The organism is uncultured Ralstonia sp., from assembly GCA_913056305.1.
GTDB lineage: Bacteria > Pseudomonadota > Gammaproteobacteria > Burkholderiales > Burkholderiaceae > Ralstonia.
Genome location: CAJXMR010000258.1, coordinates 1 through 5930 on the forward strand (window position 1 = coordinate 1; position 5930 = coordinate 5930).

General features: G+C 64.4%; 7 protein-coding genes. 2 read left to right on the forward strand and 5 right to left on the reverse strand.

What is annotated here, in order from left to right; translation table 11 throughout:
- Positions 1-90: 90 nt before the first annotated feature.
- Both QZ609_RS23625 and QZ609_RS23630 read left to right on the forward strand, forming a co-directional pair.
- On the forward strand, positions 91-1368 hold the full coding sequence (locus tag QZ609_RS23625; protein WP_295500067.1) for an amino acid deaminase: 1278 nt from the start codon (positions 91-93) through the stop codon (positions 1366-1368).
- An 11-nt stretch (positions 1369-1379) separates the two neighbouring features.
- Positions 1380-2315, forward strand: coding sequence for a sugar kinase (locus QZ609_RS23630; protein WP_295500069.1), 936 nt, complete (start codon positions 1380-1382; stop codon positions 2313-2315).
- Here the strand turns inward: QZ609_RS23630 and QZ609_RS23635 are convergent.
- The 5 genes from QZ609_RS23635 to QZ609_RS23655 form a co-directional block, all read right to left on the reverse strand.
- Positions 2312-2989 carry a DUF1120 domain-containing protein gene (locus QZ609_RS23635; RefSeq protein WP_295500071.1) on the reverse strand — a complete coding sequence of 226 codons (678 nt, stop codon included), beginning with the start codon at positions 2987-2989 and terminating at the stop codon, positions 2312-2314. The two genes, QZ609_RS23630 and QZ609_RS23635, sit on opposite strands and share 4 nt — an antisense overlap.
- A gap of 88 nt (positions 2990-3077) precedes the next feature.
- Entirely contained in the window at positions 3078-3281 is a 204-nt protein-coding gene (locus QZ609_RS23640; RefSeq protein WP_295500073.1) for a hypothetical protein, read from the reverse strand.
- A gap of 1181 nt (positions 3282-4462) precedes the next feature.
- Positions 4463-5254 carry a DNA adenine methylase gene (locus QZ609_RS23645; RefSeq protein WP_295500074.1) on the reverse strand — a complete coding sequence of 264 codons (792 nt, stop codon included), beginning with the start codon at positions 5252-5254 and terminating at the stop codon, positions 4463-4465.
- Complete coding sequence (locus QZ609_RS23650; protein ID WP_295500076.1) at positions 5202-5417, reverse strand: Com family DNA-binding transcriptional regulator; 216 nt, start codon at positions 5415-5417, stop codon at positions 5202-5204. The genes QZ609_RS23645 and QZ609_RS23650 overlap by 53 nt, the downstream gene beginning before the upstream one ends.
- Positions 5418-5561: 144 nt before the next feature.
- Positions 5562-5930 (reverse strand): hypothetical protein (locus QZ609_RS23655; RefSeq protein ID WP_295500078.1); only part of this gene is annotated, 369 nt, incomplete at its 5' end.

The following is a 5930-nucleotide window of genomic DNA, read 5'->3' on the forward strand; positions in this document are numbered from 1 at the left end:
ACTTTGTAACAGGCTGGCCCGGAGAATAGTTTCGCCACTATCATTGTGTCAACCCAATGTTTACCCCCAAAGGCATACGAGTCGATTCCCATGAGTGATACAAAGTACCAAGGAGACAACGCCGCTGTCGTCAACCCGCTCGACAAGGGGCTGGGTGCGCTGGAAGCCGCATGCACGCCGGAGCAGGTCGCCGCGCAGCGCTGGAACGTGCTGAACGAAGACCTGAATCTGCCGGTGGCGGTCCTGTCGCAGACGCGCCTGGAACACAACCTGGCCTGGATGCAGCGCTTCGTGGGCGAATACGGCGCCAAGCTTGCGCCGCATGGCAAGACGACGATGGCACCGCGCCTGTTCCAGCGCCAACTGGCCGGCGGCGCGTGGGGGATCACGCTGGCGACCGCGCACCAGACGCGCGTCGCTTATGCACATGGTGTGCGCCGTGTGCTGATGGCCAACCAACTGGTCGGCAAGCGCAACATGGCCATCCTGGCCGAGCTGCTGGCCGATCCGTCGTTCGAATTCTTCTGCCTGGTGGATGGGGCGGACCAAGTGGACCAGCTTGCCGCATACTTCGGCAAGGCGGGCAAGTCCATCCAGGTGCTGATCGAGCTGGGCGTGCAGGGCGGCCGCACCGGCGTGCGCGACGACGCGCAACTGCAATCGGTGCTCGATGCGCTCACGCGCGCCAATGGCGCCGTCAAGCTGGCGGGCGTCGAGGTGTATGAGGGCGTGATCAAGGAAGAGGGCGACATCCGCGCCTTCCTGCAGCGTGCTGTGCAGGTCGTCGGCGATCTGGCCCGCGCCGGCCGCCTGCAGCGCAACCCGGCCATCCTGACCGGCGCCGGCTCGGCGTGGTACGACGTGGTGGCCGAGGAATTCGCCAAGGCCGATATCGGCCAGGCGCTGGACGTGGTGCTGCGCCCGGGCTGCTACCTGACGCACGACGTCGGCATCTACCGCGCCGCGCAGGCCCGCATTGACGCCAGCAACCCGGTCGCGCACAAGATGCGCTCCAGCCTGCTGCCGGCGCTGCAACTGTGGGCCTACGTGCAATCGGTACCGGAAGCTGAGCGCGCCATCGTGGCACTGGGCAAACGCGATGCCGCCTTTGATGCAGGCTTGCCGCTGCCCGCGCAACGCTACCGCCCGGGTGACGCCACACCCACGGCCACGCCCGCGCACTGGGAAGTCACCGGCATGATGGACCAGCACGCCTATCTGAAGATCGCCCCCGGCGACGACATCAAGGTTGGCGACATGATCGCCTTCGACATCTCGCACCCGTGCCTGACGTTCGACAAGTGGCGCCAGATCCCGATCATCGATGACGCGTACAACGTCGTCGACGTCGTGCAAACGTACTTCTGAGCGGGGCGTCCATGGCAGACATCCTCGCCTATGGCGAAGCTCTGATCGAGTTCAACCAGGCCAATCAAGCCGATGGCGGCAGCACGTCGTGGACCTTCGGCTACGGCGGCGACACGTCCAACTTCGCCATTGCCGCCGCACGCCAGGGCGCGCGCACCGCCTATATCAGCGCGGTGGGCGGCGACCGCTTCGGCCAGGCCCTGCGCGCGCTGTGGCAGGCCGAGGGCGTCGACCACACCTACGTGCATACCGACAAGCAGGCCCCCACCGGCCTGTACTTCGTCTCGCACGACGCGCGCGGCCATCACTTCGACTACCTGCGCGCAGGTTCCGCCGCCAGCCGCTTCCAGACCGCGCAACTGCCGCTGCAGGCGATTGCGGCGGCCAAGGCGTTTCACCTGTCGGGCATCAGCCTGGCCATCAGCGACACGGCGTGCGATGCCGGCCTAGCCGCCATGTCGCATGCACGGGCCTCGGGCGTGCTGGTCTCGTTCGACACCAACCTGCGCCTGCGCCTGTGGCCGCTGGCCCGTGCCCGCGGCGTCATGCAGGAGGCCATGCGCACGTGCGACCTCTGCCTGCCGAGCTGGGATGACGTGACCGTGCTGCTCGATTGCCATGACCGCGACGGCATCGTCGATACGCTGCTGGGCTGGGGCGTCAAGCTGGTGGCGCTGAAGATGGGCGCGGAAGGCTGCTACGTGGCCACGCCAGAGTCGCGCACGCTGGTGCCGCGCCACACCGTCCATGCCATCGACGCGACGGGGGCGGGCGACTGCTTTGGCGGATCGTTCGTCGCGCGCATCGTGGCGGGCGATTCGCCGGTGGAAGCCGCACGCTACGCCAATGTGGCCGCGGCCATCTCGACCACCGGCTATAGCGCCGTCGCGCCCATCCCGCGTGCCGAGGCTGTGCGCGCCGCGCTGGCGCAAGCACAGGCCGCCTAGGGATACACCAGTTCCAGCGTCGCCTGCCCGGCCAGGCCGATGACCTTGTCCTGCGGCAGGGCGTCGGCCCGGTTGAGCGCGGCGTGCACGGTGAGCGGATACAGCATCGTCTTGCCGCGCGCGATGGCGGCCCGCTGGCCGGCGGCATAGGCCTGTGCGCCGCTGCCGTCCAGGTACACCGTGCCCTGCGCCGTTGCCCACTGCTTGCCATCGGGCGAGACGAGCGTCTGCGGCTGGGCTTTCCCATCCACCGTCGCGGGCGTGGTCAGCCGCACGGTATAGGCGCCGACGCCTGCGCCTTCCGCACGCCCCAAGCCAAAGAGTTGCGACGTCGCTAATGTGCTGCCGAGTACCGCGCGCGCCGCATCGACCTGTGTGCCGGCGTGTTCATCGGTGATGCGGATCGCGGTGGTGGTCGGCAAGGGGCATTGCACCTTGAGCGCGGTCTGGCGCGTGCCGAGATCGGTGTAGCCGGTGCGTGGGAGCGTGGTGGCGGGAATGTCGCCGAAATCGACGTTGCCGCCGCCGGTCAGCTCCGGTACGCACGACCCCGGCACGATCCGGCCGGTGACACGCAGGACGGCGCTCTGGGCCTGTGCCAGCAGTGGGCACGCGAGGCTGCACAGGACGACGCCCGACAGCAGGCGTCGACGCGCCTTGACATGGACACACATGGAACCCCCCGGTTGCGGTGTGACATGTCTCGATGTTCGGTCACCCCGGCAGGGAAGCCAATTAGAACGTTGTCAAGATTGTCACGGGCTAGCGGGCGGTCGCGTTGTTGCGCGCGTCGTTATAGCTGTCGTAGGAGGTCTTGGCGCGGGCTTCGCATTGGCTGCGCGCATCGTTGTCGGCCAGGTGGTTGCACTGGTTGCGTTGCCAGTTCTGTGCGGTGTCGTACATCTGCTGGTTGGAGCAGGCGCCGAGCAGCACGGCGGTCAGTGCGACGAGAAGGGCTGGTTTCATCGGAACTCCCATCGGTGAACCAAAGGAAAACGCCACCGCATCGTACAGCGGTGGCGTTTTTGTTGGCGCTGCCAGCCTGGCCGGCGGCTTACTTGGCCGGTACCAGGTGGATGCGCGATTCCGTGGCCGCCTCCACCTGTAACGGCGCGCGCGGCCTGGCTCGGTTTTGCGCGAGGTTTGGCGCACTCAGATCAAGGCATACTGCCGTCCTGTGGCGGGGGTACCGACATGAGCCTGATAGAGAGTTCAGACCCATAGCTGCGCCGCTGTGGGGGGCGGACGTCGTGACGCATCTCTCGCAGCAGCACGTTCACTAGGTGATCGTGGCGCTCACCGCTACGTTGGGTGTTACGGTAGGAAATCTCATCCTGGAACGCGTATAGGGCTGTCAAAACAGAAGGCGATGCCACGAGCGTTAGAGCATTGACAGCGTCTGCGTAGCGAGCGTGCGCTTCACGAGTGACATTCCGCCCTTGCACCACCCCGGATAGCGCTGCGACGTACTCTCGATAGTGTTCTAGTTTGGCCTTTCGCCAGTCGGCTTCGTGTTCACGCCACTTGGTTAAAAAGTAGGTGACGACCACCACCAAGATGGCGAATACACCAGAGAGAACAGCTACGGTCGTATTTCCCACGGCACCATCTCCAATAGTTGCGCTGCATAAGCGAGCGTTGCAGCGTAAATGGTAGCAAGGCGATACCCGGAGCATGTCCTAAGTTGCTGCCTTGCCCAATTCGCACCGTCCCTCACACTTTGCACGCGACGCTCAGCCGTTTAACCTTCAGCCAGGGGCGGCTGGCTAGGCTTTCCTTGCGCGTCCATGAAATCAGCCCCGGTTGACACCTGCAGCCCCATTTCATCGACCTGACGCTGCGACAAGGACCGAAAACGGCATCCGCATCGAGTATGGAGAGGCGGAAGTCGCTGCCAGATTGGATCGGTGTAGTGAAATACCCTTTCGTCTCGTGGGGAGCAACGCTTGCACCCAAAATTGCATTCGCCGCCCACCAGCCACTGCCAGTACGGCCGCTCATCTACCTGCTCCAGCGCTGTGGCGTATCGCTGTTTTATGTGACCCCGGATATTGCGGTCACGTGCGCGGTCGGGACTTGCTGGCATGGCACCTCCAGTGAAATGACCCTAGATCTTGCCATGTCAGCGAAACGCTGGTTAAAGGGAACTAGAACAAGCAGCCGTCGCCCGGCTTCCAGTTCGTGATGACCAGTTCGCCACTCGTCTGCGGCCTGCCGTGCGCCTGGCCAAGGCTGTACTTGATATCCAGCTCGGCCATGTGGTGGCCAGCAAAGACCTCCCTGATGTCCGGGTGGTCGTTGATCGACACCATGACCTTGCCCTTGCACGTGCGCATCAGCTCGGCCATCTCCTGGTAGTTCTCGAACCCGAACGGCACGCCGTAGCCTTCGGTCTGCCAGTACGGCGGGTCCATGTAGAACAGCGTGTGCGGCCGGTCATAGCGGCGCACGCACTCCTGCCAAGCCAGGTTCTCGATGTTGGTGCCATTCATCCGTAGGTGCGCGGCCGACAGGTTCTCCTCGATGCGTAGCAGGTTCACCATCGGCGCGGTGGTGGCCGTGCCGTAGGACTGGCCGTCGACCTTGCCGCCGAAGGCGTGATGCTGCAGGTAGAAGAACCGCGCGGCGCGCTGGATGTCCGTCAAAGTCTCGGGGTTCGTCATCTGCTGCCACTTGAATACCTGGCGCGACGACAGCGCCCATTTGAACTGCCGGACGAACTCCTCCAGGTGGTGCTGCACCACACGGTACAGGTTGACCAGCTCGCCGTTGATGTCGTTTAACACCTCGACGCCTGCCGGCACCTGGCGCAGGAAGAACAGCGCCGCGCCGCCGCTGAACACCTCGACATAGCAGTCGTGCGATGGAAACAACGGCAGCAGCTTGTCAGCCAGGCGGCGCTTGCCGCCCAGCCATGGAATGATCGGACTCGCGTCCATGAGACTCCCGGTTTTCAGGCGCTCGCGGGCGCGCTTGTTCGGGGCTCTCGGCCCTCAGATGATTCATGCCACGGCAGCGCGGGCATTTGATGGTCAGGACCACGTAGTGGCCGCTGGCCAGTTTGCGGCCACAGTGGCCGCAGCGGATATCGTTGGTGTGCATCTGCAAGCGTTAAAACTTCCGCTAAACTCACCGGGCTTTTGACGTCAAAAGTGGCGGCCTAGGGTTGACTTGCAGGGTATGTCTGCGGGTCGGCTGGCCTGGCCGGTGTTTGCAGCACCGGTCAGGTCGCCGTCTTTCTCTCGTCTAGGTCGCAGCTGGCTGCGACACGCGACGTTTGAACGGCGATACTGTGAATGCCAGAGGCAGTCGCCACGACGGCCCAAACGGTTCGGCCTTCCAATTGCTGCCATCCCAGCAGTTCCAAGCCTTCCACCCCAGCTTCAACATGCCGAAGCGGCCGCGGTAATACAGGTTGAAGCCATTGCCGATCGCTACGAACAGCGTCAGAGTGTCGGTATCGATGTAGCGCAGCACGCGCCATGCAGACGGATCGAAAGACACGCCCAGGGGCCAGTAATCCCAGCCGTAGGCGGGATTGCGGTACAGCCACCAGGCCCGCGCAAGGAAGCGCCGCCATCGTGTTGCCCCCCAAGACCGGTCAAGATAGCCGTC

Coding starts and splice junctions, on each gene's coding strand:
- QZ609_RS23650 (WP_295500076.1), bottom strand. CDS start 5,417: ATGCACACCAACGATATCCGCTGCGGCCACTGTGGCCGCAAACTGGCC.
- QZ609_RS23630 (WP_295500069.1), top strand. CDS start 1,380: ATGGCAGACATCCTCGCCTATGGCGAAGCTCTGATCGAGTTCAACCAG.
- QZ609_RS23645 (WP_295500074.1), bottom strand. CDS start 5,254: ATGGACGCGAGTCCGATCATTCCATGGCTGGGCGGCAAGCGCCGCCTG.
- QZ609_RS23640 (WP_295500073.1), bottom strand. CDS start 3,281: ATGAAACCAGCCCTTCTCGTCGCACTGACCGCCGTGCTGCTCGGCGCC.
- QZ609_RS23635 (WP_295500071.1), bottom strand. CDS start 2,989: ATGTGTGTCCATGTCAAGGCGCGTCGACGCCTGCTGTCGGGCGTCGTC.
- QZ609_RS23625 (WP_295500067.1), top strand. CDS start 91: ATGAGTGATACAAAGTACCAAGGAGACAACGCCGCTGTCGTCAACCCG.